Raw genomic sequence first — 24,599 nt, 5'->3', positions numbered from 1 at the left:
CTAGCCCGTCGTCATTACTTCAGAGAAACCAGCTTTCTCTGCTGCCGAAAATGCGGGGGAGCTTTTACTGGTGCCCAGTCCCGACGAATGCGCAGTTGCAGTCCTCGAGCGTGAGGATCCTTCAGTACCGCTCAGGAGTCAAAGCTCATTTACGATCGAGAGCAGCGCAAAACCCTCATCCATGCCGGTATAAAGTATTGTCTCTCCGCCCTCTCACACCCTGAACTGGCCATCTCCAACGTCCTTCACTAACACAAGCACAGTCCTACGAGGATCGTCCCCTACGTCTGATTACGTAAGCATCAATGCCTTCGATATCGTCTGTATATTGATCCCGACAGAACAAGACGATGCGAAGAAAAGGCAAAGGTACCGAGCTTCGAAATCAGACACTCAAATCTGAATCGCGCAAACTCGCACATCAAACAATGTCCATGGATCCAGAAGCCGTGGCAGCTGGAGTTGACGCTCTATTACTCAGGATCGATCCGATTACTCCAGTAGCAATTAACGCATTCCACCAGTGGACCGGCCCCGTTGGGTATCCCTGGGACTCTGTTTTGGACTGGAAGACCAAAGATGCAAAAGGGCTGGACTTGGCGTTCTGGTACGAAGAGGAACTGTGCGGACTGTGCTACGCAACACCGCGAAGAAGCACGATCTGCATGAAAATCGTCCTTTTGCAGGGACACACCTGCAAGACGAATACCTTGCGGGGTTGGATCGCTCCGATGGCATTGCTGACAACAGAGTTCTACGCCCGGAAGCTGGGGTGCACGCAAATCGAAGTACAAGAGCCAGACTCAGGCGCCATCCCTTACTATCAAACGCTCGGATTTTATTTTGATACAACCGGTCGCCTTGTCTTTCCATTAGACGACCAATAAGATCGAATCAAGCATCCCGGCACGTGAGGTGTTTATGAAGCAGAAGAAGCAGAAAACCCAACCGGCACGGGTGTCCAAACCGGGTACCGAGGCACTCGGATTACCGGACAGAGTTTCAGCCAGTCAGCGGCATTTTCTGAAAGTGGCCGCGACCTATGGCAAGGAAATGGAGCCCGATGGTTGGCTCGCCGGTGGTGGAACCTGAGTACCGCAAAAATGACCGCCTGACAGGCGGTTTTTTTATGCCTGAGAATTAGTGTCTTCAGCAACATCCAGTGAAGGTTCGACCTTAAAACTGTCCGACCAACGCCCTCTCCCCCGACTACCCTTAAAAAACCCGCAGGAAGCGGCCCCCGATTCAGCTCAAGGAACGACCATGTCCCTCTCCATCGTCCACAGTCGCGCCCAGATTGGCGTGGAAGCCCCCGCTGTTACCGTCGAAGTCCATCTGGCCAACGGTCTGCCGTCGCTGACCATGGTCGGCCTGCCCGAGGCGGCGGTGAAGGAGAGCAAGGATCGGGTGCGCAGCGCGATCATCAATTCAGGACTGCAGTTTCCCGCGCGGCGGATCACCTTGAATCTGGCGCCAGCGGATTTGCCCAAGGACGGTGGGCGGTTTGATCTGGCGATTGCCTTGGGAATTCTGTCGGCGAGTGTGCAGGTGCCGACGTTGACGCTTGATGACGTGGAGTGTCTGGGTGAGCTGGCATTGTCTGGCGCGGTGCGGCCGGTGCGGGGCGTGCTGCCGGCAGCTCTGGCGGCACGCAAGGCCGGGCGAGCTTTGGTGGTGCCGCGAGCGAATGCTGAGGAAGCCTGTCTGGCATCGGGGTTGAAAGTGTTTGCGGTGGATCATCTGCTGGAGGCGGTGGCGCATTTCAATGGCCATACGCCGGTTGAACCGTATGTCTCGAACGGCCTGATGTACGCCAGCAAACCCTATCCCGATCTCAACGAAGTCCAAGGCCAATCAGCTGCCAAACGTGCGCTGCTGATTGCCGCGGCGGGCGCGCACAACCTGTTGTTCAGCGGCCCGCCGGGGACGGGCAAAACCTTGTTGGCCAGTCGCCTGCCCGGGTTGCTGCCACCACTTGCGGAAAGCGAAGCACTGGAAGTGGCGGCCATTCAATCGGTCGCCAGTTGCGTGCCGCTGACCCACTGGCCGCAGCGGCCGTTTCGCCAGCCGCATCACTCGGCATCCGGGCCGGCACTGGTCGGTGGCAGCTCGAAACCGCAACCCGGTGAAATCACCCTCGCCCACCACGGCGTGCTGTTTCTCGATGAATTGCCGGAGTTTGATCGCAAGGTTCTGGAGGTGCTGCGCGAGCCATTGGAGTCCGGGCACATCGTGATTTCCCGGGCCAAGGATCGCGTGCGTTTTCCGGCGCGCTTTCAATTGGTGGCGGCAATGAATCCATGTCCCTGTGGATATCTTGGCGAGCCCAGCGGCAAATGTTCCTGCACCCCGGACATGGTGCAGCGCTATCGCAACAAGCTATCGGGGCCGCTGCTGGATCGAATTGATCTGCACCTGACGGTCGCGCGGGAGGCGACGGCTCTGAATCCGCAGGTAAAGCCGGGAGAGGACAGTGCCACCGCCGCTGCTTTGGTCGCCGAGGCGCGCGAACGGCAGCAGAAACGTCAGGGCTGCGCCAATGCATTTCTTGATTTGCCGGGGCTGAAGCGGCACTGCGCGTTATCCACAGCCGATGAAAAATGGCTCGAGTCGGCCTGTGAGCGATTAACGCTTTCGCTGCGCTCGGCCCATCGCCTGCTCAAGGTCGCCCGGACACTGGCAGACCTTGAGCAAGTCGATGCGATCAAACGCGAACACTTGGCCGAGGCGCTGCAATATCGGCCGGCGACACCTTAATGCTCGGTCAGATCAACCAGCGGCGTCTGCCGCACTTCGGTGTCGCGTCCGGCCTGAATTTCTGTCACACGTCTCAAGGCGTTATCCACAGCACCTTTGTCTGCGAGCAGGCTGTAGCTGATCTGGAACTGTTTGTGTTCCTTCGGTGCGATGGTCGGCACCAGATTCAGCGGACGCTGATAGCGACGGTTGTAGGAAAAACTGGTGCCCGGCTCCAGCCCGGTGACATAGCCCTGCCCTTGGGTATCAGTATTTTTCCACAGAGAGAACACTGGCAACTGCTGGGTATTGAAGCCAACAGAAACACCAAGGCTGCCCGCCTTGTTGTGCAGAACAGTCAGGGTTTCACCTTTGGCGTCGGCATAGGGCACGACGTTGTAGACGGTTTCGTCGTAGTCCTTGGTCGGCGCACGATAAGTCTGCCAGTCAGCCAGATCGCCCTTGGCCTTGTCGTTGAACGGCGAGACCTGTTTTACCGGTGCAGCAAAACGGGCGCCCTGCTCGAGGAACGGCGTGCTGAAATTGCTGTGATACAGCGCCTGGTATTCCTTTGGATAGTCGCCGTTGTTGGTCAGCGTATCGTTAAGTGCAAAGCGCACGCTGCCAGGTTCGGTGACCAGTTCAGTGACGACCGAGAAGTCGACTTTCTTGAAGGCCTGCTCTTTCAGCTCGCCGCGCAGACTGATGGCGTAGGGTGGCTTTTCGTCGATGTGCAGCGTGACGGTACTGGCCGGGATGTTGGCGGCGCGGCCGTGCAAGGTCAGCAGTTCACCGTTGTCCATGCCGGGATGGCCGACCCATTCGTAACCGCAGCGGGCGACCAGTTCGTTGAAACCTTCCAGCCAGCCCAGACCACCGCGCCCGTTGAGCTCGATGAAGGCCGGGTTGACCACGTCCTTGACCGGCGAATCCCAACCCATGCGCACGTTGCCGACAGAGGCCTGCAAGACGTTCATCCCTCGGGTTGGCACCACCGAGAGTTTCATCGTGCCGTTATCGATATCGACGATGCTGACGCCTTCCTGCCGCCCCCCGTGCAAGGTACGCAGGCTTACGGAGAAGGGTTTGTCGGTTTTCACGCCGAGCTGCTCACTGGTGATGCTCCAGTTTTGCGCGGACTTGTTGGTGTCGAGGAGGACGTAATCCCAGGCCATGGCGTGGGAAGCAGCAGAGAATGCGCCGAGGGCGACGGCGAGTTTGAGCGGGGTCATGGCAGCAGCCTTTATTGGAGTTGTGCCATTTTTATAGCGCTGCGGAAACGTTTCAGCAAGTATGAAAGAGCAAGAGCTCGAGTGTTTTATTCAGGATTGGCAGTGAGGCGATCGCGAGCAGGCTCACTCCTACAGGGATCTTCAGTGATCACAAACATTGCGACCAACCGATACACCTGTAGGAGTGAGCCTGCTCGCGATAGCGATTTCAGCCACCCATCAACGAAACCGATCAACCTCGGCACGCAAGTCCGCCGCCAAGCCTTCCAGTTCCTTCGCCGTCACCGCCAGATTCGAAACAACCTCACGCTGCTCACTGTTGGCCAACGCAATGCTCTGCAAATTGCTGCTCAGCAACGTCGCGGTACTGCTCTGCTCCTGAGTCGCCGTGGTAATCGCGGCAAACTGCTGCCCGGCAGAACGGCTCTGCTCATCAATCCGCGCCAGCGCCGAGGCGACATTGGCGTTACGCGACAAGCCTTCCTGCATCAGCACATTGCCCTGCTCCATGGTGCTGATCGCGTTGCCGGTTTCCTGCTGAATGCTGTGGATCATCACCGAGATTTCATCGGTCGCCTGACGGGTACGCGAAGCCAGGCTGCGCACTTCATCCGCCACCACGGCAAAGCCGCGACCTTGCTCACCGGCACGCGCCGCTTCAATTGCAGCGTTGAGCGCCAGCAAATTGGTCTGCTCGGCAATCGAGGTGATCACGCCAACGATGCCGCCAATTTCCTGCGAGCGCTGACCGAGCGTGTTGATCACTGTGGCGGTGCTGTTGAGGGCGCCAGCGATTTGCTCCAGAGAGGACGAAGCCTCTTCCATCGAGCTACGGCCAATCTGCGTCTGCTGGGCATTTTCCTGCGCCAGACGTTGGGTCGCGCCCATGTTGTCGGCAATGTTCAACGAGGTCGCGCTGAATTCTTCCACCGCGCCGGCCATGCTGGTGATTTCGCCGGACTGTTGCTCCATGCCTTCGTAAGCACCGCCAGACAAACCGGACAGTGCCTGCGCTCGGCTGTTGACCTCCGCGGAGGAACGGCGAATGTGCTCAACCATGGTCGACAGCGCCTGGCTCATCTGGTTGAACGCGCGCGACAACTGACCGATTTCGTCGTTACTCGCTACATTCAGACGCACGCTCAGATCACCGGCGCCCAAGGCTTCGGCCTGACGCACCAGATCACCCAGCGGTTGCAGTTTCGAACGCAGCAGCCACATCGCCGAACCGACCGCCAGCAACATCGCCAACAGGCTGCCAATCGCCAGTTGCGTGCCGACGCTCCAGGTCACTGCGCGAATCTCGGCTTTCGGCATGCTTGCCACCACCGACCACGGGCCGCCGTCGAACGGCACCGCGACGCTGTAGAAATCTTCGGACGTGTCGCCCCAGAACTGGCCTTTGCCCGGCAATTTCGCCAGATCCTTGATCAGCGGAATTGCTTGATCCAGCGCCTGCACGCCCGCTGGTGGAACCAGCCATTTGCTTTGCTCATCAAGCAACGCCAGCGAGCCGGTCTGACCGATGCGGAAGCGTTTGAGGTTATCGAACTGGGCATTCTGCGCATCGGTGTAATCGAAACCGACGAACAGCACCGCAATCACTTTGCCGCTGCCATCGCGCACCGGGGTGTATTGGGTCATGTAGGAACGATCAAACAGCAAGGCGCGGCCGACATAACCCTGTCCGGCCATCAATTTCGCGTAGGCCGGATGGGCGTGGTCAAGCAAGGTGCCGATGGCGCGGCTGCCGTCCTGTTTGGTCAGCGAGGTGCTGACGCGGATGAAGTCTTCGCCACTGCGTACGAACAGCGTGGCGACGCCGGCAGTCATCTGCTTGAACTCGTCGACTTCCTTGAAGTTGTTGTTCAGCACTTCGCTGCCCAGGTGCAGACCCGGAGTCTGGGTGCCGGCAACACTCACTGGCTCGTCCGGATGAAGGCTCAACCCGCTGCTGAAGCGCTTCTCGAACAACCCGCTGAGGCGCTGGGTGCTTTCGCGCAACGTGCCGTGGAAGGTACTCAGTTGGTCGGCCAGCAGCCGCGACTCACTGGCCAGATGTTCTTCACGGGTGGCGAGGTTGGCGGTATCCAGCGAACGCAACGCGAACAGCGTACTGCCACTGATGACGACCGCCAGAATCACAGCAAGGGCAAGGCCCAGCTGCGAGGCAATCCGAGCGCGAGGTTGAGACATGAACAGCTCCTGGCCGAGCCACCGGATCCTCCTTGATCGCAGCTGATGCTCGGAATAATTCTAATAATGGGGGTGAAGCATGGAGACCGGCACGACGGTTCCACTTGCTCATAGTCGGCGGTAAATCCGAATACTTGAGCGCTGTGCGAGGGTATGGCACGGGGCCGGCATTGTGGCGGCTCGAACGTTTCAGCTCAAGCGCGTGACGGCTGGCAGTTCCATGGCGCGGACTTCGCCTTGAAGAAAGTCGCTGAGGCGGCGCAAACGTTCACCTCCCGGACGGGTTTTTGGCCACACCAGGTAATAATTCAGGCCGCTGGCGACAGCGGTTGGCCACGGCAGACTGAGGCGTCCTTGCGCAACATCTTCGGCGACCATCAACAAATCGCCCATTGATACCCCGTAGCCGCGCGCCGCCGCGATCATGCCAAGCTCCAGCGTGTCGAACACTTGCCCACCCTTGAGCGAGACCTGATCGGACAAGCCCATGTGCTCCAGCCAACTGCGCCAGTCGCGGCGATCCGGGGTCGGGTGGAGCAATTCGGTGTTTGCCAGTCGATCAAGATCCCACGGTTGATCATTGAGCAGATTCGGCGCGCCGACCGGGATCAGTTCCTCGGGAAACAGCAAACTCGCCTCCCAGTCCGGCGGGAAATGGTCGTCGCTGAGCAACACGGCGCAATCAAACGGCTCATCGTTGAAGTCCACCGAATCGACGTCCATCCACGCACTGGTCAGTTGCACCTCGTTGCCCGGCTGCAAATGGCGAAAGCGACTCAGGCGCGCCAGCAGCCAACGCATGGTCAGGGTCGACGGGGCTTTCATGCGCAGGATGTCGTCCTCGGCACGCAAGGTGTTGCAGGCGCGCTCCAGGGTTGCGAAGCCTTCACGGATGCCCGGCAACAGCAAACGGGCCGACTCGGTGAGCTGCAAATGGCGACCGCTGCGATGAAACAGCTTGCAGGCAAAGTGATCTTCGAGCGTACGAATATGCCGACTCACCGCGCTCTGGGTGATCGACAGTTCTTCCGCCGCCCGGGTGAACGAGCTATGTCGCGCCGCCGCTTCAAATGCGCGCAGGGCATACAACGGAGGAAGTCGACGGGCCATGCACAAAGCTCCAGTGGCGGGATGCAGCGAAATGAGCGGAATTTGTTCAGGATGAGTTTTAGTCATGCCACCCATCCTTTTTATCCCTTTGTGCAATGCCTGCCAAGCGCCGAGAATCGACGGTCTCTTGTTCCCTCTGAAAATTGAGTGGTGATACCCATGCAGCATCCTGTGCGTACTGAACTCTGGGCCATTCTGCGGCTGGCTGGGCCGTTGATCGCTTCACAGTTGGCGCACATGTTGATGGTGCTGACCGACACTTTGATGATGGCGCGCCTCAGTCCCGAAGCACTGGCCGGCGGCGGTCTGGGCGCGGCAACTTATTCGTTCGTGTCGATCTTCTGCATCGGTGTGATTGCCGCAGTCGGCACCTTGGTAGCGATTCGCAAAGGTGCGGGCGACATCATTGGCGCGGCACGTCTGACCCAGGCCGGGTTGTGGCTGGCGTGGCTGATGGCGCTGGGCGCCGGTTTGCTGCTGTGGAACCTGAAACCGGTGTTGCTGTTGTTCGGCCAGACCGAAACCAACGTCAACGCCGCCGGGCAATTCCTGATCGCCCTGCCGTTCGCCCTGCCCGGCTACCTGAGCTTTATGGCCCTGCGCGGTTTCACCAGTGCAATTGGTCGGGCGACACCGGTGATGGTCATCAGTCTGGCCGGCACCGTGGCCAACTTCCTGCTGAATTACGCGCTGATCACTGGCATGTTCGGCCTGCCGAAAATGGGCCTGATGGGCATCGGTCTGGTCACGGCAATTGTCGCCAACTGCATGGCGCTGGGGTTGGCCTGGCACATTCGTAGGCACCCGGCGTATGACGCTTATCCGCTGCGCGCAGGGTTATCGCGGCCGAACCGCCAGTACCTGAAAGAACTCTGGCGCCTCGGCCTGCCGATCGGTGGCACCTACGCGGTGGAAGTGGGTTTGTTCGCCTTCGCAGCACTGTGCATGGGCACCATGGGCAGCACGCAATTGGGCGCGCATCAGATTGCTCTGCAAATTGTTTCGGTGGCGTTCATGGTGCCGGCGGGGATGTCGTACGCGATCACCATGCGCATCGGCCAGCATTACGGCGCCGGGCAATTGCTCGATGCACGGATGTCGGGCCGCGTCGGGATCGTCTTTGGTGCGGTGACGATGCTCGGGTTTGCGATGGTGTTCTGGTTGCTGCCAAATCAGTTGGTCGGGTTATTCCTTGATCACAATGATCCGGCGTTTGCCGAAGTGATTCGTTTGGCGGTGAGCCTGCTGGCCGTGGCGGCATGGTTCGAGCTGTTCGACGGCACGCAGACGATTGCCATGGGCTGTATTCGCGGGCTCAAGGATGCGAAGACCACGTTTCTGGTCGGGCTCGGCTGTTATTGGCTGATTGGCGCGCCAGCGGCGTGGTGGATGGCATTCCACTTGAACTGGGGGCCGACGGGCGTCTGGTGGGGATTGGCGCTGGGGTTGGCGTGCGCGGCGGTGAGTCTGACGTTGGCATTTGAGTGGAAGATGAAGCGGATGATTCGGCTGGAGCCTGCTACATCACGCTTTGAGGTCGTTGGCGCAGATTAAGATCGAAAGATCGCAGCCTTCGGCAGCTCCTACAGGGATCGGTGTAGGAGCTGCCGCAGGCTGCGATCTTTTAAACGGCCTCCACAGAAACCTGTTGGCTTGAGCCAAACGTCAGGTACTCAACCAACTCCGCCAACGGCAACGGCCGGCTGATCAGATAACCCTGCACCTGATCGCAACCAAACCCGCGCAGCAATTCCAGTTGTTCCGGCGTCTCAACCCCTTCCGCCACCACTTCCAGATGCAGGTTGTGCGCAAGGTTGATCATCGCGTGCACCAGTTTGCGGTTCTCTTCACGCTGTTCCATGCCACCGACAAAGCTCTTGTCGATCTTCAGCAAAGTGATCGGCAAGCTGTTGAGGTGCACGAACGATGAGAACCCGGTGCCAAAGTCATCCAGCGAAAAACGTACACCGAGGCGGCCCAAAGCATCCATGGTCTGCTTGACCAGATCACTACGACGCATCACCGCCGTTTCCGTCAGTTCAAATTCCAGCCATTGCGCCTCTACACCCCGCTCAGCGATCAAGCGGCTCAGCGTCGGCAACAACTGACTGTCCTGAAACTGGCGGAACGACAGGTTGATCGCCATGTGCAGCGCCGGCAATCCGCGTTCGCGCAGTGCCTGCATATCCCGCAAGGCCCGGGAAATCACCCAGTAACCCAGCGGCACAATCAAGCCGCTCTGCTCGGCCAACGGCACGAACTCACTCGGCGGCAGCAAACCACGTTCGCCATGGCGCCAGCGCACCAAGGCTTCGAGGCCGACAATCTGGCCGTCCGCAAGATTCAGGCGTGGCTGGTAATGCAATTCCAGCTCATCACGACGCAATGCCCGGCGCAGCTCACTTTCGAGGTCAGCCATGCTCCGCGCATTGCGGTTGATGCGTTCGTTGAAGATATGAAAGGTGCAGCCCTGCGTGCTCTTGGCCTGCTGCATGGCGATGTGCGCATGCCACATCAGCGGGTCAGCGCCAGCCTGAGCGCGGGCATGGGCGATGCCGAGGCTGGAGCCGATGAGCAGGCTTTCGCCATCGACCCAATACGGTTCGGCGAGTGCTTCGGTGATGCGTTCCGCCATCCACTCGGCGCGTTGCGGCGCGCGGCGGGTGTCGATCAGCAAGGCGAATTCATCGCTGCCGAGACGCGCCAGTTGATCGCCGGCCTCCAACTGACTTTTCAGCCGCGCCACGACCTGCAGGATCAGCCGATCGCCAGCCTGATGACCAAGGGCGTCGTTGGCGTGGCGAAAGTTGTCGAGATCGAGATGCCCGAGGGCCAGGCCGCGACCATCGCCTTCAGCGAGACGCGCTGTCAGCAAAGTCTGGAAACCCTGACGGTTGGCGATGCCGGTCAAAGGATCCTGTTCGGCGAGGCGTTGCAGGGTGTTTTCGAGAACTCCGCGTTCGCGCACATGGCGCAGGCAACGGCGCAGCATGCCGGGGTCGAGGGCGTCGAACACCAGCCAGTCACTGACGCCAACCGGCGCGGTGTCCGGTTCGTGTTCGAGCAACAATACCGTCGGCAGGCTGCAGCGGCCGGGTGCCGGTTGCAACGCAGGAAGGGTCAACAACACCGCATGGCGGTTGTCTTCGAACAAACTGCTGACCGACTCCCAGCTCGGCGCGCTGATCAGCACCGCCGCGCTCCCCATCGGAGCCAGACACTCACGCAATAACGCTGTCCACGCTGGCTCTTCGGCCAGTAGCAGCAAACGCAAGGGTTCGACAGGCGTAGACAAGCTAGCTCCCTAGACTCTGCAATGATGTGGGCGGCGGGCATTATGCCGTTGCGCTGACCAATGACCAAATGACAACGGTTATCAAAACGTTATTTTGTGTCACGAATGAGAACATTAGCCGCTAAATCACCGCGCATCCTGCGTGAAAGTAACAAAACCGGCAAATATGAATCGCGTGGTACGTCACAAGTCGGACAGAGCAGCACAAATCTCTGAGCCTGTTAAAATGCCGGCCCATTTCGTCAACGACTCCCGAATTTTCGTATGTCCCGACTCAATCCCCGGCAGCAAGAAGCCGTGAACTACGTCGGCGGCCCTCTATTGGTGCTCGCCGGTGCTGGCTCCGGCAAGACCAGCGTGATCACGCGCAAAATCGCGCACCTGATCCAGAACTGCGGCATCCGTGCCCAGTACATCGTCGCCATGACCTTTACCAACAAGGCCGCGCGCGAGATGAAAGAGCGGGTCGGTACCCTCTTGCGCGCCGGCGAAGGTCGCGGCCTGACGGTCTGCACCTTCCACAATCTCGGTCTGAACATCATCCGCAAGGAGCACGTGCGGCTGGGCTACAAACCCGGTTTCTCGATTTTCGACGAGACCGACGTCAAGTCCCTGATGACCGACATCATGCAGAAGGAATACGCGGGCGAAGACGGCGTCGACGAGATCAAGAACATGATCGGCGCCTGGAAAAACGACCTGATCCTGCCGCCTCAGGCGCTGGAAAACGCGCGTAATCCCAAGGAACAGACTGCCGCCATCGTCTACACCCACTATCAGCGCACGCTGAAAGCGTTCAACGCGGTGGACTTCGACGACCTGATCCTGCTGCCGGTAAAACTCTTCGAAGAACACGCCGACATTCTCGAAAAGTGGCAGAACAAGGTGCGCTACCTGCTCGTCGATGAATATCAGGACACCAACGCCAGCCAATACCTGCTGGTAAAAATGCTCATCGGCAAGCGCAACCAGTTCACCGTGGTCGGCGACGACGACCAGTCGATCTACGCCTGGCGTGGCGCGCGACCGGAAAACCTGATGCTGCTCAAGGACGACTATCCATCGCTGAAAGTGGTGATGCTCGAACAAAACTACCGCTCGACCAGTCGCATCCTGCGTTGCGCCAACGTGCTGATCTCGAACAACCCGCACGAATTCGAAAAGCAGCTGTGGAGTGAAATGGGCCACGGCGACGAGATCCGCGTGATCCGCTGCCGCAACGAAGACGCCGAAGCCGAGCGCGTGGCCATGGAAATCCTCAGCCTGCACTTGCGCACCGACCGCCCGTACAGCGATTTCGCGATCCTCTATCGCGGTAACTATCAGGCCAAGCTGATCGAGCTGAAGCTGCAGCACCACCAGGTGCCGTATCGCCTGAGCGGCGGCAACAGCTTCTTCGGCCGTCAGGAAGTGAAAGACCTGATGGCCTACTTCCGCCTGATCGTGAACCCGGATGACGACAACGCCTTCCTGCGCGTGATCAACGTGCCGCGCCGCGAAATCGGCTCGACTACTTTGGAAAAACTCGGCAACTACGCCACCGAACGCAAGATCTCGATGTACGCCGCCACCGACGAAATCGGTCTGGGCGAACATCTGGACAGCCGCTTCACCGATCGCCTGTCGCGCTTCAAGCGTTTCATGGACAAGGTCCGCGAGCAGTGCGCCGGCGAAGACCCGATCTCGGCGCTGCGCAGCATGGTCATGGACATCGACTACGAGAACTGGCTGCGCACCAACAGCTCCAGCGACAAGGCGGCCGACTACCGGATGAGCAACGTCTGGTTCCTGATCGAGGCGTTGAAAAACACCCTCGAGAAGGACGAAGAAGGCGAAATGACCGTCGAGGATGCGATCGGCAAACTCGTCCTGCGCGACATGCTCGAACGTCAGCAGGAAGAGGAAGACGGTGCCGAAGGCGTGCAGATGATGACGCTGCATGCGTCCAAGGGTCTGGAATTCCCTTACGTGTTCATCATGGGCATGGAAGAGGAAATCCTCCCGCACCGTTCCAGCATCGAAGCCGACACCATCGAAGAAGAACGCCGCCTGGCCTACGTGGGCATCACCCGCGCGCGTCAGACACTGGCGTTCACCTTCGCCGCCAAGCGCAAGCAGTACGGCGAGATCATCGACTGCGCGCCGAGCCGCTTCCTCGATGAGCTGCCACCGGACGATCTGGCCTGGGAAGGCAACGACGACACACCGACCGAAGTCAAAGTCGTGCGCGGCAACAGCGCATTGGCTGATATACGCGCGATGTTAAAGCGCTAGAATTGACCACTTTTTTTACTAGACCTTCGGCGCACAAAGCGCCAAAAGAGGACAGCTTCATGGAAGCATTGCACCAGAAAATCCGCGAACAAGGCATTGTGCTTTCCGACCAGGTCCTGAAGGTCGACGCCTTCCTGAACCACCAGATCGACCCGGCCCTGATGAAGCTGATCGGCGACGAATTCGCCGCGCTGTTCAAGGATTCGGGCATCACCAAGATCGTCACCATCGAAGCCTCGGGCATCGCCCCGGCGATCATGACCGGTCTGAACCTCGGCGTGCCGGTGATCTTCGCCCGCAAGCAACAGTCCCTGACCCTGACAGAAAACCTGCTGTCGGCGACCGTGTACTCGTTCACCAAAAAGACCGAAAGCACCGTGGCCATCTCGCCGCGCCACCTGACCAGCAGCGACCGCGTGCTGATCATCGACGACTTCCTGGCCAACGGTAAGGCCTCGCAAGCGCTGATCTCGATCATCAAACAGGCCGGCGCCACCGTGGCCGGCCTGGGCATCGTCATCGAGAAGTCGTTTCAGGGCGGCCGCGCCGAACTGGACTCGCAAGGCTACCGCGTCGAATCGCTGGCCCGCGTTAAATCGCTGACAGGTGGCGTTGTCACCTTCATCGAATAAAGCCACACCGCAATACCCTTGTAGGAGCCGAGCTTGCTCGCGAAGGCGTTGTGTCAGTCGAATATTCTTTGACTGATCCACCGCCTTCGCGAGCAAGCTTTGCTCCTACAGTTGTTTTGGGACTTCGCAGTTGCTATGTAGGAGCTGTCGAGTGCAACGAGGCTGCGATCTTTTGATCTGATTTTCAGGATCAACATCAAAAGATCGCAGCGTGCCGCAGCTCCTACAGATGTCACTTAATCCATTCTGTACCCCGCCCCCGGTACCCCTTCGTGCATCGCAGCTTGAATATCCGCGTACAAGGCATTCGCTTCACCGGTGGTAATCGAGCGCGAACAATCACGCAGCACTACATGCAAAAGCACGTTCTCCTGACCCGGTAACATCCCGAGTCGCTCAATGGCCTGCGCCGGTAAATCCGAACGTGGCCAGCGCCCCTTGATTCGCATCTCCTCGATCCATCCAGAGCAATCCCCTGCCGCCTGCAACATCCTCTCGGTCAATACCTCTTCACTCAATCCCGGCGTTACTGCCAACGAGATATCGCGGGCAATCGACGGCAAACGGGATACCGCAGTCCACGGATCCAGATCATGCATCTGCGCCTGCACGCGCACATTCTGATCACGCAACAAACGAATATCAGGAATGCCTTTGCGCAACATCGTCAGGCGATCCAGCCCCATCCCAAGAGCGAGTCCGCCATGGCGCAGCGGATCAATCTGCACACGCTGCAACAGCGACTTCGCGATACGCCCGCACTCAAGAACCTCGACCGGCACGCCATCATTCAACACATTCACTTCAATCCCGCCCTCGGTGTAGTGATGTGGACTATCGCTATAAACCCAGGACTTTTCCGGGACGGCCGACTGCAAAATATCGCCGACAAGGCGCAGTAAATGCTCATGGGATGCCAGCTCCGGGTCGCCCAATACCCAGATATCCATTTGGTGCGGCTCGGCGCAATGCCAACGATCTCGGCTATCACGCCTGAAGGTAATGCCTGGCGCTGCCAGCAAAATGGTTTGTCCCGGCTGACGAACCTCGGCGGCCTGCTGAAGCGCCGCAGGAATCTGGCTGGTGGTCTGCGTTCGCAAAAGCGAATGCTCATCGACCCAACGTGTGTGCTCGCTGCCAAGGGTAATTTCTGCCGGGTCGTAACCCAGCAAACCGTAGTTCTCTTCGGCGGACACAATCCTTGGCCCAACCTGCAACTGCGCTCGGGGCCAGCCTCTTGCTGCGAGTCCTTGAAGGACTTCATTGAGCAGTAGTAGGACTGCGTGGTCGGGTTGGTTCTTTTCGGTTAAGTCAGTGAGGAGTAAGGCCTGCTCGACAGACTCTTGTGGCAAGTATTTCTTCGATGCTGACACTCTGTACCCTCCGGATTTGCTGCTGGATAGACCACAGACAAACCTATCGACAGGCGAATGCCGACGACAATCCAAAAACTCAGTGATTGATGATTTTCAGAACGGGACTACGGATGGCATTCCGTATTCATTCAGATATCAGACATGGCTCTTGTGGGAGCCGAGCTTGCTCGCGAAGGCGTCGTGTCAGCCGACCAATTCTTTGACTGATCCACCGCTTTCGCGAGCAAGCCCGCTCCCACAGTTGTTCGGGTACTCCGCAATCCCCGTGTAGGAGCTGTCGAGTGCAACGAGGCTGCGATCTTTTGATCTTTTAAGCATCAGGATCAAAAGATCGCAGCGTGCCGCAGCTCCTACGGGGTTTGGGTGGTGGCTTTTAGGCCGGTGAGGAGCAGGCGTTGGAAGAGGTCTTCTTTCAGGCCTTCCGGGTTTGTGAGTTGCATGAGTTCGAGGTGTTCGGGGTACAGCGATGCCTCGGGGGCGTCGAGGGCGGCTTTGCCGAGTTCGAGGATTTCGGTGAGTTTGAATTTGCTTTTTAGCCAGTTCAGCGCCCGCAGTAGATCCCGTTCGATCGGGGAGAAATCACAGCCCAGCGGGTACTCCGGAAACAGGTTTTTGTGCCGTGCGGCGATGGCTTGCAAACGCTGCGGCGTGTTGTCAGTGAAGCGGGGATCGAGGCGGAAATCCTTTGGCAGTTTGCCGACCTTTTGCGCTTGTTCGATCAGGCCCGGCTGGAAGCGTGAATCGCTGATGTTCAGCAGCGATTCGATCACTACGGCATCGGTTTTACCGCGCAGATCAGCGATGCCGTATTCGGTCACGACGATGTCGCGCAGATGCCGTGGGATCGTGCAGTGGCCGTATTCCCAGACGATGTTGGAGCTGACGTCGCCGCCGGATTCACGCCAACTGCGCAGGATCAGGATCGAGCGCGCGTCGTGCAACGCGTGGCCCTGCGCGACGAAGTTGTACTGTCCGCCAACGCCGCTGAGTACTCGTCCATCCTCCAGTTGATCCGCCACGCCAGCGCCGAGCAAGGTCATGGTGAACACGGTGTTGATGAACCGCGCATCGAGGCGTTGTAGGCGCTTGAGTTCTTCCTGCCCGTAGAGCTCGTTGATGTAGCTGATGCGAGTCATGTTGAATTCGAGGCGTTTGCTCAGCGGCAACTCGCGCAGTCGCTCGTAGAAACTGCGCGGGCCGAGGAAGAAACCGCCGTGCACGGAAATGCCGTCGGTTTGCGCCGCTTCGTCGAGGGTGCCGGCGTTGGCCTGCTCCTGCGTCGGCACATCGGGGTAAACCTTGCGCCGGATGATCCCGGCATCCGCCAGCACCAGCAGGCCGTTGACGAACATTTCGCTGCAACCGTACAGGCCTTTGGCGAATGGCCCGGTGCCGCCCTCGCGGTTGATCAATTGCGCCCATTGGCTGAGGTTGATGTCGTCGAGCAACGCCTGATAACCGGCGTTATCCGCCTGACGTGCGAGCAGTGCGGCGGTCAGCGCATCACCCATCGAACCGATGCCGATCTGCAACGTGCCGCCGTCGCGCACCAGCGTACTCGCGTGCAAACCAATGAAATGGTCCTGAAACCCCACCGGCATGTTCGGCGTGGAAAACAGCGTGCTGCTGTCCTTCTCGTCGATCAGCAGGTCGAAGGTGTCGATGTCGACTTCGGCGTCGCCGGGCATGTACGGCAGATCGGTGTGCACTTGGCCGACCAGCAAAATGGTCTCCCCGGCCTCGCGGCGCTTGGCGATCATCGGCAACAGATCGAGGGTGATGTCGGGGTTGCAGCTCAGGCTCAGGCGATCCGGGTGTTCGCTGCTGCTGGCCAATAACTGCGCCACCAGATTCAGCCCGGCGGCGTTGATGTCGCGGGCGGCGTGGCTGTAGTTGCTGCTGACGTAATCCTGCTGGGCCGGCGCGCTGTTGAGCAGGCTGCCGGGCTGCATGAAGAACTGTTCGATGCGGATGTTGGCGGGCAGGCTGTCGCGGTGCAGGTCGGCGAGGAAATCGAATTCCGCGTAGTCACCGAAGACGCGCTCAACGAAGGGTTCGATGAAGCGCTTTTGCAAGCCATCGCCCAACGCCGGGCGACCGAGGCACAGCGCGGTGTAGATCGTCAGCTGCCGCTCGGGCAGGCCTTTGATCCGCCGGTACAGCGCGTTGACGAAGTGATTGGGTTTGCCCAGACCCAGCGGCATGCCCATGTGGATATGCGCCGGCAAGCGCGCCAGCACGTCGTCCACTGCTTGTTCGATCGAACACAACTGCACCATCTGAAGCCTCCTGCCCGTTCCGTGAATAGGGGTAGACCGAGATTGCCTTGAGTTTGCTGCAAAGAACAGCCCCAAAGTCCTGGACGATTGTCGGCCACAGGAGGTGTTTATGGCTGGAGCTTGCTTGCCCTCACCCTAGCCCTCTCCCGGTGGGAGAGGGGACTGAATGGGGGATATTTGGGAGGTACGCCGACTTGAAATAGTCTTGCTGAATCCATAATCGCTAAGGTCTTTCAGGTCAATGTCGGACGCAAGACACCTCGGTCCGCCCCCTCTCCCCCCGGGAGAGGGCTGGGGTGAGGGGCTCTTGAATCGCAGGCACAAAAAAACCGTCCGAAGACGGTTTTCTTCATCAGATGCACGCCTTATTTCAGGCCGGACATCTTCTCGATCGCGCCCTTCAACTCATCATCCGAGCAATCGGCGCAGGTGCCTTTTGGCGGCATCGAATTGATACCGGTGATGGCTTTGGCAAGGATGCCATCAAGGCCGCCCTGGTGATCAGCACGTTCTTTCCACGCGGCCGTGTCACCAATTTTCGGCGCACCCAACAACCCGGTACCGTGGCAAGCGTTGCAATGTTTGGCAATCACTTCGTCCGGGGTTTTCGCGCCGCCACCGCCGCCGGCAGTCGCAGCCACTTCCATCCCTTTGCATTCCTGACCTTGAACGCACACCTGGCCGACAGGCTCGAGGCGTTTGGCAATGTCGTCATTCGTCGCAGCTTGAGCGCTGACAGCCCAGAGGGCCAATACGGTTGCTGGTGCAGCCAGCATTTTCATAATTAGGTTCACGCGTTCACCCTCAATGGTGGCTATTCACGCCTGCGGCCACGGTTCGCAGGCGGGCGCAAGTATAGCGGGTAGCCCGCCACACTGAAACAACCCCATGATTAAAGGGGTCTTGTTGCGCATCGGTAAAACAGCTTGGGTGCCTTTGCCGTAGTGGCCTGGCGCCTCTTGGTTTAAAAGTTTGCCGGCGTGGCTGCGCTGATTAGTCGCGCAGGCAAGTCGAACGGATTACGGAAACGATGCGGCTTGGTACTTTCAAAGTAGTAGCTGTCGCCGGCTTCGAGAATAAAAGTTTCAAGGCCCACCACCAATTCCAGACGACCTTCCACCAGAATCCCGGTTTCTTCGCCCTCATGGGTGAGCATTTCTTCGCCAGTATCGGCGCCCGGCGGGTAGATTTCGTTGAGGAAGGCGATGGCGCGGCTGGGGTGCGCGCGGCCGACCAGTTTCATGGTCACGGCGCCGTCGGAAATGTCGATCAGCTCGTTGGCCTTGTAGACGATCTGGGTCGGAACTTCCTGCAGGATTTCTTCGGAAAAGAACTCGACCATGGACATGGGAATGCCGCCCAGCACCTTTCTCAGCGAACTGATCGAAGGGCTGACGCTGTTCTTTTCGATCATCGAAATGGTGCTGTTGGTGACGCCCGCGCGTTTGGCGAGTTCACGCTGGGAAAGCCCTTTGAGCTTGCGGATCGATTGCAGTCGTTCACCGACGTCCAAGGCGCGAGCCTCCTGATGTTGTAAGAATATTGAGCGTTATCATGGCGACAGCGTTCAGTATTTACAACACTTGGCCCCCGCAGCGGCGTCAACCCTCGGAATAGAGCCTTGGCACCCGACGCAGGTTGCAGAAGATCTGGTACGGAATGGTGTCGGCCCACTTCGCCACTTCACTGGCGAGGATATTTTTCCCCCAGAGCTCAACGGTCGAACCGAGACCGGCTTCCGGCACATCGGTAAGATCGATGCAAAGCATGTCCATCGACACGCGACCGATAATGCGACTGCGTTTACCGGCCACCAAAACCGGGGTGCCGGTCGGCGCCTGACGCGGGTAGCCGTCGGCGTAACCCATGGCGACCACGCCGATGCGCATCGGTTTGTCGGTGATGAATTTGGCGCCGTAGCCCACCGGCTCACCGGCCGGCAATTCGCGCACGCTGATGACTTTCGATTCGAGGGTCATCACCGGTTGCAAACGATCGGCAATAGCATTGGCTTCTTCGAACGGGGTCGCGCCATACAGCATGATGCCCGGACGCACCCAGTCACTGTGGATCTGCGGCCAACCGAGTACGGCGGGCGAGTTGCGCAGACTGACTTCAGCCGCCAGCCCCTGACGCGCCGCTTCAAACACCGCCACTTGCTCGGTGCTGCTCTGCGCGTGCAGTTCATCGGCGCGGGCGAAGTGGCTCATCAGCACAATTTTCGCCACTTTGCCGCTGGCCAGCAGTCGCTGATAAGCCGCCGGATAATCCTTTGGATGCAAACCGACGCGGTGCATGCCCGAATCGAGCTTCAGCCACACGGTGATCGGCTTGCTCAGCGCTGCCTGCTCGATCGCTTCGAGCTGCCAGAGCGAGTGCACCACCGTCCAGAAATCATGCTCGACGATCAGCGCCAGTTCATCAGCTTCAAAAAAGCCTTCCAACAACAACACCGGCGCACGAATGCCAGCGGCGCGCAGCTCCAAAGCCTCTTCGATGCAAGCCACGGCAAAACCGTCGGCCTCGGCTTCCAGCGCCTGGGCGCAGCGTACCGCGCCATGTCCGTACGCATCGGCCTTGATCACCGCCAGCGCCTTGGCGCCGGTGACTTCGCGGGCAATTCGGTAGTTGTGGCGCAGGGCTTGAAGGTCGATCAGGGCACGGGCAGGACGCATGGCGGCAGACTTCTAGGCGGTCATGGGAATAAAAACCGGCGCCGACTGACGACGTGAACCGCCAACAGCGCCGGGAGAGGGATCTTTACAACAGTTACGGCAGCGCGGCGACGATGGAAATCTCTACCAGAATGCTCGGCTTGGCCATTTTCGCTTCAACGGTAGCGCGGGCCGGGGCGGCGCCTTTTGGCAGCCACTGATCCCACACCGAGTTCATCCCGGCGAAGTGCTCATCGATGCCGTTCAGGTAGATCGTTGCCGACAACAGGTGTTGCTTATCGGTGCCGGCCAGATCAAGCAAGCGCTCGATATTGGCCAGAACGTCGCGGGTCTGCTGTTCAATCCCGGCATTGAAGTCGTCGCCGACCTGCCCGGCCAAGTACACGGTGCCGTTGTGGCTGACGATCTGACTCATGCGCTCATTGGTGAGCTGGCGCTGGATTGACATGTTTTGCGGACTCCTGAATTTTGTTGCCATAACGGGAAATATCGAGGCCTTCGGCGCTGATCTGCGGCTTTTTCTTCGCCATCAGGTCGGCCAGCAGACGACCGGAACCGCACGCCATGGTCCAACCGAGCGTGCCGTGACCAGTGTTGAGGAACAGATTCTTGAACGGCGTGGCGCCAACGATCGGCGTGCCATCCGGCGTGGTCGGACGCAGACCGGTCCAGAAACTCGCTTCGGCCAGATTGCCGCCCTGAGGATAAAGGTCGTTGACGATCATCTCCAGGGTTTCGCGGCGACGCGGGTTCAGCGACAGGTCAAAACCGGCGATCTCGGCCATGCCGCCGACGCGGATGCGGTTGTCGAAACGGGTGATCGCGACCTTGTAGGTCTCGTCGAGAATAGTCGAAGTCGGCGCCATCGCCGGGTTGGTGATCGGCACGGTCAGCGAGTAACCCTTGAGCGGATACACCGGGGCTTTGATGCCCAGCGGCTTGAGCAGTTGCGGCGAGTAGCTGCCGAGCGCCAGTACGTAGCGGTCGGCGGTTTCCAGCTTGCCGTCGATCCACACACCGTTGATGCGATCACCGGCGTAGTCGAGTTTCTGGATGTCCTGGCCGAAGCGGAATTCGACGCCGAGTTTCACTGCCATTTCGGCGAGGCGCGTGGTGAACATCTGGCAGTCGCCAGTCTGATCGTTCGGCAGGCGCAGGGCACCGGCGAGGATGTCAGTGACACCCGCCAGCGCCGGCTCGACGCGGGCAATGCCGGCGCGGTCGAGGACTTCAAACGGCACGCCGGATTCTTTCAGCACGGCGATGTCTTTGGCGGCGCCATCAAGCTGCGCCTGAGTGCGGAACAACTGAGTCGTACCGAGGCTGCGGCCTTCGTAGGCGATGCCGGTTTCGGCGCGCAATTCGTCGAGGCAGTCGCGGCTGTACTCGGACAGACGCACCATGCGCTCCTTGTTCACCGCGTAACGGCTGGCGGTGCAGTTGCGCAGCATCTGCGCCATCCACAGGTACTGGTCGATGTCGGCGGTGGCTTTGATCGCGAGAGGGGCGTGGCGTTGCAGCAGCCACTTGATCGCCTTCAGCGGTACGCCCGGCGCGGCCCACGGCGAGGCGTAGCCCGGCGAGACCTGGCCGGCGTTGGCGAAACTGGTCTCCATGGCCGCAGCCGGCTGCCGGTCGACCACCACTACTTCGAACCCGGCACGGGCCAGATAGTAAGCACTGGCGGTACCGATGACGCCGCTACCCAAGACCATTACGCGCATTTTTGTATCCCTCATCGCGGCGGGGCCGCGTACGTCTGTTGTTAGAGCAATGATGCGCGCAGTGTAAAAAAGAAATGCCAGTGCTTTTCACTATATAAGCGCCTATATTTGGCGACAATTCTCGGCAAAAACCCTTTTCACGGAGGCGCATCCCCTATGCGTACCAACACTCAGACCAAACGTGAGCTGGACAAGATTGACCGCAACATCTTGCGGATCCTGCAGGCGGACGGGCGGATTTCCTTTACCGAACTGGGCGAAAAGGTTGGGCTCTCGACCACGCCGTGCACCGAGCGCGTGCGGCGTCTGGAGCGCGAAGGGATCATCATGGGCTACAACGCCCGGCTGAATCCGCAGCACTTGAAGGGTAGCTTGCTGGTTTTCGTCGAGATCAGCCTCGACTACAAATCCGGCGACACGTTCGAGGAGTTCCGCCGCGCGGTGCTGAAGTTGCCGCACGTGCTGGAATGCCATTTGGTGTCAGGGGATTTCGACTATCTGGTGAAGGCGCGGATTTCCGAGATGGCCTCGTACCGCAAGTTGCTGGGCGACATTCTGCTGAAGCTGCCGCATGTGCGGGAGTCGAAGAGCTATATCGTCATGGAAGAGGTTAAGGAGAGCTTGAGCCTGCCGATTCCAGATTGAGCACCGCGACGATCGTTCCCACGCTCTGCGTGGGAATGCCTCTTCGGACGCTCCGCGTTCGGCATTTGGGACGCAGAGCGTCCCGGGCTGCATTCCCACGCAGAGCGTGGGAACGATCATGATGCATTTCTCTGTAGGAGCTGCCGAAGGCTGCGATCTTTTAGACCAGCACCTGCCGATTCGCCGCCATGTACTCGAAAATCTGCTTCTCCACCCGCGGATGAATCAGCTCCACCGGCCGCCGCTCGTTCGGGCAAGGCAAAGTCTTGGTCGTACCAAACAACCGGCAAATCAACGGCCGCTCTTCATACACCATGCAGCCATTCGGCCCCAGGTGCACGCAGTTCAACTCTTCCATTGCGGCATCCTGCTCGGCGCGGGTCTTGCGCGGCAGACGAGCCATTTCTTCCGGCGAGGTAGTCACCGGCCCACAGCAATCGTGGCAGCCGGGCACGCACTCGAACGAGGGAATCTGCTGGCGCAAGGTGCGGACTGTCTGGCTGTTGCAGCTCATCGAAACGGTAACCAAGGTGAAATAGGCGGCAATTGTGCCGCAAAAGCCGTGATCCAGACACCGCAGGCCGACCAGTGTTGCCCCCGTTCGGGCGTGCGGCTTATGCTCCGTCAAATTTTCTCGACACCCCCGCCTCAGGATGACGCCCATGACCGCCCGCGCCCACACCTCCGCGAGCCAACCTCACGTTGCCTCTTACTACGCCGCCAGCAGCTTGCCGCAGCCGGATCATCCGCTGCTGCAAGGCGACGTGGTGGCCGACGTCTGCGTGGTCGGCGGCGGTTTTTCCGGGTTGAACACGGCGCTGGAACTGGCTGAACGCGGACTCAGCGTGGTGTTGCTGGAAGCGCACAAGATCGGCTGGGGCGCCAGCGGTCGTAACGGCGGGCAGTTGATTCGCGGCGTCGGCCACGGTCTCGATCAGTTCGCCAACGTCGTCGGCAGCGACGGCGTGCGCGAGATGAAACTGATGGGCCTGGAAGCGGTGGAAATCGTCCGCCAGCGCGTCGAGCGTTTTCAGATCGCCTGCGACCTGACCTGGGGCTACTGCGACCTCGCCAACAAACCATCCGACCTCGAAGGTTTTGCCGAAGACGCCGAAGAGTTGCGCGGCCTCGGCTATCGCTACGAAACCCGTTTGCTGCAAGCCAGCGAGATGCACACGGTGGTCGGCTCCAAGCGCTATGTCGGTGGTTTGATCGACATGGGTTCAGGGCATCTGCATCCACTCAACCTGGCGTTGGGCGAAGCAGCGGCTGCGCAGCAATTGGGTGTGAAACTGTTTGAACACTCGGCAGTAACCCGTATCGATTACGGCCCTGAAGTCAAAGTCCACACCGCCCAAGGTTCGGTGCGGGCGAAGACGCTGGTGCTCGGCTGCAACGCTTATCTGAATGATCTGAATCCGCAACTCAGCGGCAAGGTTCTGCCCGCCGGCAGCTACATCATTGCCACCGAACCGTTGAGCGAAGAGCAGGCGCACAACCTGCTGCCGCAAAACATGGCGGTCTGTGATCAGCGAGTAGCACTGGATTACTACCGACTCTCGGCGGATCGTCGCTTGCTGTTCGGCGGTGCCTGCCATTACTCGGGGCGCGATCCGAAAGACATCGCGGCGTATATGCAGCCGAAGATGCTGGAAGTGTTCCCGCAACTGGGGGGCGTGAAGATTGATTATCAGTGGGGCGGGATGATCGGCATCGGCGCGAATCGTCTGCCGCAGATTGGCCGGCTCAATGACCAGCCGAACGTGTATTACGCCCAGGCCTATTCCGGGCACGGGGTAAATGCCACGCACCTGGCGGGCAAGTTGCTGGCTGAGGCGATCAGCGGGCAGCACGGCGGTGGCTTTGATTTGTTTGCCAAAGTGCCGCACATCACCTTCCCGGGTGGCAAGCATTTGCGCTCGCCGTTGTTGGCGTTGGGGATGTTGTGGCATCGCCTAAAAGAGTTGGTCTGAACCACCCCCTGTTGATCGTTCCCACGCTCTGCGTGGGAATGCATCCAGTGACGCTCTGCGTCACAGCGGACGCAGAGCGTCCGGGGCGGCGTTCCCACGCAGAGCGTGGGAACGCTCGGTGTCGTTCAGATCTGCCAGAACGGCTTCAACCCCTCCTCCTGCGCCTGCTCACGCGTCAACCCGATGTCCTTGAGCTGATCCGCCGTCAGGTTCAGCAACGCCCTGCGCGTGTGCAGACGATGCCACATCAGACCCCAGCGGCTCAGGCCGGACGGTGCGTTACGCATGATCTCATTGCGCGCACGATCCTTCTGCCCTGCCGCCAGTTCCTGACTGTGTAACGTCAGCCGCACATCGCTCAAGCCGTTCATTTTTGTCGCTCCTGTTTACTTGGGTAGCCAGAGATTCCATGATGCGCGGGCGAGCAAAACCATTACAGATTCAAAGCGACT

21 protein-coding genes are annotated in these 24,599 nt (G+C 59.5%); 8 read left to right on the top strand and 13 right to left on the bottom strand.

The window, feature by feature from the left end; genetic code table 11:
• The first annotated feature begins 350 nt into the window (after window positions 1-350).
• From ACP3TY_RS26630 to ACP3TY_RS26620, 3 genes are all read left to right on the top strand, one after another.
• On the top strand, window positions 351-887 hold the full coding sequence (locus tag ACP3TY_RS26630; RefSeq protein ID WP_426618849.1) for an N-acetyltransferase: 537 nt from the start codon (window positions 351-353) through the stop codon (window positions 885-887).
• A gap of 34 nt (window positions 888-921) precedes the next feature.
• A complete protein-coding gene (locus ACP3TY_RS26625; protein WP_171057229.1) occupies window positions 922-1,092 on the top strand; it encodes a hypothetical protein in 171 nt (56 codons plus the stop codon).
• Between the two features lie 171 nt (window positions 1,093-1,263).
• Window positions 1,264-2,757, top strand: coding sequence for a YifB family Mg chelatase-like AAA ATPase (locus ACP3TY_RS26620; RefSeq protein WP_426618848.1), 1,494 nt, complete (start codon window positions 1,264-1,266; stop codon window positions 2,755-2,757).
• Here ACP3TY_RS26620 and ACP3TY_RS26615 read toward each other — a convergent pair.
• The 3 genes from ACP3TY_RS26615 to ACP3TY_RS26605 all read right to left on the bottom strand — a co-directional run bounded on the left by ACP3TY_RS26615 (window position 2,754) and on the right by ACP3TY_RS26605 (window position 7,274).
• Window positions 2,754-3,968 (bottom strand): aldose 1-epimerase family protein, encoded by a 1,215-nt coding sequence (locus ACP3TY_RS26615; RefSeq protein ID WP_212546209.1) that lies wholly within the window; start codon window positions 3,966-3,968, stop codon window positions 2,754-2,756. The genes ACP3TY_RS26620 and ACP3TY_RS26615 overlap by 4 nt on opposite strands.
• A 219-nt stretch (window positions 3,969-4,187) precedes the next feature.
• Window positions 4,188-6,164 carry a methyl-accepting chemotaxis protein gene (locus ACP3TY_RS26610; protein WP_426618847.1) on the bottom strand — a complete coding sequence of 659 codons (1,977 nt, stop codon included), beginning with the start codon at window positions 6,162-6,164 and terminating at the stop codon, window positions 4,188-4,190.
• 189 nt (window positions 6,165-6,353) lie between these two features.
• Entirely contained in the window at window positions 6,354-7,274 is a 921-nt protein-coding gene (locus tag ACP3TY_RS26605) for a LysR substrate-binding domain-containing protein (RefSeq protein ID WP_426618846.1), read from the bottom strand.
• Window positions 7,275-7,433: 159 nt separating this feature from the next.
• Between ACP3TY_RS26605 and ACP3TY_RS26600 the strand changes: the two genes are divergently transcribed.
• Window positions 7,434-8,828 carry a NorM family multidrug efflux MATE transporter gene (locus ACP3TY_RS26600; protein WP_426618845.1) on the top strand — a complete coding sequence of 465 codons (1,395 nt, stop codon included), beginning with the start codon at window positions 7,434-7,436 and terminating at the stop codon, window positions 8,826-8,828.
• Between the two features lie 70 nt (window positions 8,829-8,898).
• On the opposite strand, the gene ACP3TY_RS26595 is transcribed toward ACP3TY_RS26600, so the two are convergent.
• The gene (locus ACP3TY_RS26595; RefSeq protein WP_426618844.1) at window positions 8,899-10,569 is read right to left on the bottom strand and encodes a putative bifunctional diguanylate cyclase/phosphodiesterase; all 1,671 of its coding nucleotides are present in this window, start codon (window positions 10,567-10,569) and stop codon (window positions 8,899-8,901) included.
• A 264-nt stretch (window positions 10,570-10,833) separates the two neighbouring features.
• On the opposite strand from ACP3TY_RS26595, the gene rep reads away from it, so the two are divergent.
• Window positions 10,834-12,843: a DNA helicase Rep gene (gene rep / locus ACP3TY_RS26590; RefSeq protein WP_053124992.1), complete on the top strand. Its 2,010-nt coding sequence runs from the start codon at window positions 10,834-10,836 to the stop codon at window positions 12,841-12,843.
• Window positions 12,844-12,902: 59 nt separating this feature from the next.
• Window positions 12,903-13,475: a xanthine phosphoribosyltransferase gene (locus ACP3TY_RS26585; protein WP_016985833.1), complete on the top strand. Its 573-nt coding sequence runs from the start codon at window positions 12,903-12,905 to the stop codon at window positions 13,473-13,475.
• A gap of 236 nt (window positions 13,476-13,711) precedes the next feature.
• On the opposite strand, the gene ACP3TY_RS26580 is transcribed toward ACP3TY_RS26585, so the two are convergent.
• The 7 genes from ACP3TY_RS26580 to dadA form a co-directional block, all read right to left on the bottom strand.
• On the bottom strand, window positions 13,712-14,848 hold the full coding sequence (locus tag ACP3TY_RS26580; protein ID WP_426618843.1) for a hypothetical protein: 1,137 nt from the start codon (window positions 14,846-14,848) through the stop codon (window positions 13,712-13,714).
• Between the two features lie 353 nt (window positions 14,849-15,201).
• On the bottom strand, window positions 15,202-17,130 hold the full coding sequence (locus ACP3TY_RS26575; RefSeq protein ID WP_426618842.1) for an acetyl-CoA hydrolase/transferase C-terminal domain-containing protein: 1,929 nt from the start codon (window positions 17,128-17,130) through the stop codon (window positions 15,202-15,204).
• 365 nt (window positions 17,131-17,495) lie between these two features.
• Window positions 17,496-17,912, bottom strand: coding sequence for a c-type cytochrome (locus tag ACP3TY_RS26570; RefSeq protein WP_158955570.1), 417 nt, complete (start codon window positions 17,910-17,912; stop codon window positions 17,496-17,498).
• A 182-nt stretch (window positions 17,913-18,094) separates the two neighbouring features.
• Window positions 18,095-18,643, bottom strand: a complete 549-nt coding sequence (locus ACP3TY_RS26565) for a cupin domain-containing protein (RefSeq protein WP_008086779.1) — start codon at window positions 18,641-18,643, stop codon at window positions 18,095-18,097.
• Between the two features lie 88 nt (window positions 18,644-18,731).
• On the bottom strand, window positions 18,732-19,805 hold the full coding sequence (gene alr / locus ACP3TY_RS26560) for an alanine racemase (protein WP_426618841.1): 1,074 nt from the start codon (window positions 19,803-19,805) through the stop codon (window positions 18,732-18,734).
• A gap of 94 nt (window positions 19,806-19,899) precedes the next feature.
• Window positions 19,900-20,253, bottom strand: coding sequence for a RidA family protein (locus ACP3TY_RS26555; RefSeq protein ID WP_053125004.1), 354 nt, complete (start codon window positions 20,251-20,253; stop codon window positions 19,900-19,902).
• The gene (gene dadA, locus ACP3TY_RS26550) at window positions 20,225-21,529 is read right to left on the bottom strand and encodes a D-amino acid dehydrogenase (RefSeq protein WP_093429674.1); all 1,305 of its coding nucleotides are present in this window, start codon (window positions 21,527-21,529) and stop codon (window positions 20,225-20,227) included. Before dadA ends, ACP3TY_RS26555 begins: the two co-directional genes overlap by 29 nt.
• A gap of 156 nt (window positions 21,530-21,685) precedes the next feature.
• On the opposite strand from dadA, the gene ACP3TY_RS26545 reads away from it, so the two are divergent.
• Complete coding sequence (locus tag ACP3TY_RS26545) at window positions 21,686-22,174, top strand: Lrp/AsnC ligand binding domain-containing protein (protein ID WP_003177284.1); 489 nt, start codon at window positions 21,686-21,688, stop codon at window positions 22,172-22,174.
• A gap of 160 nt (window positions 22,175-22,334) precedes the next feature.
• Here the strand turns inward: ACP3TY_RS26545 and ACP3TY_RS26540 are convergent, their stop codons facing one another.
• A complete protein-coding gene (locus tag ACP3TY_RS26540) occupies window positions 22,335-22,688 on the bottom strand; it encodes a YkgJ family cysteine cluster protein (protein WP_426618840.1) in 354 nt (117 codons plus the stop codon).
• 148 nt (window positions 22,689-22,836) lie between these two features.
• On the opposite strand from ACP3TY_RS26540, the gene ACP3TY_RS26535 reads away from it, so the two are divergent.
• The gene (locus tag ACP3TY_RS26535; protein WP_426618839.1) at window positions 22,837-24,147 is read left to right on the top strand and encodes an NAD(P)/FAD-dependent oxidoreductase; all 1,311 of its coding nucleotides are present in this window, start codon (window positions 22,837-22,839) and stop codon (window positions 24,145-24,147) included.
• A gap of 125 nt (window positions 24,148-24,272) precedes the next feature.
• Here the strand turns inward: ACP3TY_RS26535 and ACP3TY_RS26530 are convergent, their stop codons facing one another.
• On the bottom strand, window positions 24,273-24,518 hold the full coding sequence (locus ACP3TY_RS26530; RefSeq protein ID WP_282353584.1) for a DUF1127 domain-containing protein: 246 nt from the start codon (window positions 24,516-24,518) through the stop codon (window positions 24,273-24,275).
• Between the last annotated feature and the right edge of the window lie 81 nt (window positions 24,519-24,599).

This window comes from Pseudomonas rustica (assembly GCF_049959085.1).
In the GTDB taxonomy this organism is placed as follows: Bacteria; Pseudomonadota; Gammaproteobacteria; order Pseudomonadales; family Pseudomonadaceae; genus Aquipseudomonas; species Aquipseudomonas rustica.
Note: the sequence above shows the minus strand (reverse complement) of the source record. Positions and strands in the feature narration are given on the sequence as shown.

Bases quoted from the DNA above. Each gene is read 5' to 3' on its own strand.
- ACP3TY_RS26630 (WP_426618849.1), top strand. From the start codon at position 351: ATGCGAAGAAAAGGCAAAGGTACCGAGCTTCGAAATCAGACACTCAAA.
- ACP3TY_RS26625 (WP_171057229.1), top strand. From the start codon at position 922: ATGAAGCAGAAGAAGCAGAAAACCCAACCGGCACGGGTGTCCAAACCG.
- ACP3TY_RS26620 (WP_426618848.1), top strand. From the start codon at position 1,264: ATGTCCCTCTCCATCGTCCACAGTCGCGCCCAGATTGGCGTGGAAGCC.
- ACP3TY_RS26615 (WP_212546209.1), bottom strand. From the start codon at position 3,968: ATGACCCCGCTCAAACTCGCCGTCGCCCTCGGCGCATTCTCTGCTGCT.
- ACP3TY_RS26610 (WP_426618847.1), bottom strand. From the start codon at position 6,164: ATGTCTCAACCTCGCGCTCGGATTGCCTCGCAGCTGGGCCTTGCCCTT.
- ACP3TY_RS26605 (WP_426618846.1), bottom strand. From the start codon at position 7,274: ATGGCCCGTCGACTTCCTCCGTTGTATGCCCTGCGCGCATTTGAAGCG.
- ACP3TY_RS26600 (WP_426618845.1), top strand. From the start codon at position 7,434: ATGCAGCATCCTGTGCGTACTGAACTCTGGGCCATTCTGCGGCTGGCT.
- rep (WP_053124992.1), top strand. From the start codon at position 10,834: ATGTCCCGACTCAATCCCCGGCAGCAAGAAGCCGTGAACTACGTCGGC.
- ACP3TY_RS26585 (WP_016985833.1), top strand. From the start codon at position 12,903: ATGGAAGCATTGCACCAGAAAATCCGCGAACAAGGCATTGTGCTTTCC.
- ACP3TY_RS26575 (WP_426618842.1), bottom strand. From the start codon at position 17,130: ATGGTGCAGTTGTGTTCGATCGAACAAGCAGTGGACGACGTGCTGGCG.
- ACP3TY_RS26570 (WP_158955570.1), bottom strand. From the start codon at position 17,912: ATGAAAATGCTGGCTGCACCAGCAACCGTATTGGCCCTCTGGGCTGTC.
- alr (WP_426618841.1), bottom strand. From the start codon at position 19,805: ATGCGTCCTGCCCGTGCCCTGATCGACCTTCAAGCCCTGCGCCACAAC.
- ACP3TY_RS26555 (WP_053125004.1), bottom strand. From the start codon at position 20,253: ATGTCAATCCAGCGCCAGCTCACCAATGAGCGCATGAGTCAGATCGTC.
- dadA (WP_093429674.1), bottom strand. From the start codon at position 21,529: ATGCGCGTAATGGTCTTGGGTAGCGGCGTCATCGGTACCGCCAGTGCT.
- ACP3TY_RS26545 (WP_003177284.1), top strand. From the start codon at position 21,686: ATGCGTACCAACACTCAGACCAAACGTGAGCTGGACAAGATTGACCGC.
- ACP3TY_RS26540 (WP_426618840.1), bottom strand. From the start codon at position 22,688: ATGAGCTGCAACAGCCAGACAGTCCGCACCTTGCGCCAGCAGATTCCC.
- ACP3TY_RS26535 (WP_426618839.1), top strand. From the start codon at position 22,837: ATGACCGCCCGCGCCCACACCTCCGCGAGCCAACCTCACGTTGCCTCT.
- ACP3TY_RS26530 (WP_282353584.1), bottom strand. From the start codon at position 24,518: ATGAACGGCTTGAGCGATGTGCGGCTGACGTTACACAGTCAGGAACTG.